This window comes from Oleiphilus sp. HI0066, from assembly GCF_001635725.1.
On sequence record NZ_LWFH01001423.1, the window covers coordinates 1 to 1,489 of the forward strand.

2 protein-coding genes are annotated in these 1,489 nt (G+C 43.7%); both read right to left on the bottom strand.

Annotated elements, in window-relative coordinates; genetic code table 11:
• Positions 1 to 12: 12 nt before the first annotated feature.
• The gene (locus A3738_RS21765) at positions 13 to 846 is read right to left on the bottom strand and encodes a cobalamin-binding protein (RefSeq protein ID WP_082878529.1); all 834 of its coding nucleotides are present in this window, start codon (positions 844 to 846) and stop codon (positions 13 to 15) included.
• The coding region (locus A3738_RS21770) for an aminotransferase class I/II-fold pyridoxal phosphate-dependent enzyme (protein ID WP_156504402.1) at positions 839 to 1,489 on the bottom strand (651 nt) is incomplete at its 5' end. The genes A3738_RS21770 and A3738_RS21765, both read right to left, overlap by 8 nt.

A 1,489-nucleotide genomic window follows, 5' to 3' on the forward strand; every position in this document is an offset into this window, starting at 1 on the left:
CTTATCAATGCGCTACTTTTTGCTTTGTCTAATATCATCAAACACTTCGCAAATTTGCTGCATGCCGTAGAGTGTTCGATATGAAAACCGGTGCAATAAGTCACCATTAAAAAATACGATATGATCGTTTTTAACCGCAGGAATCTCAGGCCAGTCATTCCACATATTCAAGTCCATTTCTGTACCGTGATGCGTTGGCACAACGATGACCTCTGGACGCAAATCAATCACGGATTCTAAACTTACTTGCGGGTAATCCATTGAAGGGTCGTCGAAGACATTTACAGCACCGCAACCTGCGAACATTTGATTAATCCAACTCCCTGCAGCCATTGTACGTAATGGCTTAGACCACAATTGATAGAAGAAACTGACAGGTTTTCTAGACTGATAATTGTCACGTAAAGAATCTAGACGCTCCCGATAGTTTTGCGCCTGCACCTGAGCTTCAGCTGAACGTCCAACCTTATCGCCTATTCTCAATATCTCTTGCGGAATATCCTCGAGTTCTTTCGTTGTACTTTCATACACGACGATACCTAACTCTTTGATTCGTTCGATGTCTCGTGTTGGATTACCACTCTCCCAGGCAATCACTATATCTGGCTCAAGTTCAAGTACCCGGTCAATCTGGATAGCAGTATGCCCGCCGATCCTCGGAATCGATTTAGCCTCTTCTGGATAGTCCGCAAAATCGACCGTTCCGACAATCTTGTCACCTACGCCTAACAAAAAAAGTATCTCAACCGAATGCGGCGACAACGCAATAATACGTTCTACCTGTTTAGCATTCGCAACCATGGATACGAACAAAAGCAAAAACACAGAAACACTAAACTTAAGCACTAATATCTTCTCTATTAAAGGCGCGCGCGAGCGCAGTTTCTAGGTAATTTAATTCTGCTTCGTTTTTCGGAACAGAAACACGAAGGCCTAAACCGTTATCTAACAAACGGACATACACGCCATCACTCAGTAGCCGTTCGAATATAATGAGTGCGTCAGGTGTTCTGATTATTGAAAATAGCTTTACTGCGCTGTTTACATCACTAAAGTATCGCCGTAACACAACATCTAATTTGCGAGACCAAACTGTCACTTCTTCACAAGCAGAACGCAACCATGCCTGATCTGCTACAACACGTTCAAACAGCGTTAAAGATGGCCCGCTAATGCCCCACAATGGGATGTCACTCTTTACGACATGGCGTAACTGAGTAGAAACACCCACCGCTCCGATACGCGCGCCAGGAAGACCTGAAAATTTACCGAACATCGCTATCATTNAGTTCTCTAGCCCGGGCTTACCAACGTAACTCGACACGGAAAACTCATGATGAAAATCGACAAAAGCCTCATCAATGATCATCCATTTTCCAGCCGCGGTCATTCGCTCGGCTAACGTAATAATTTCTTTTGCGGTAAGAAAGTCTCCACTTGGATTATTTGGATTGATCACAACACAAATATCAACAGCTTCGATTAGTTC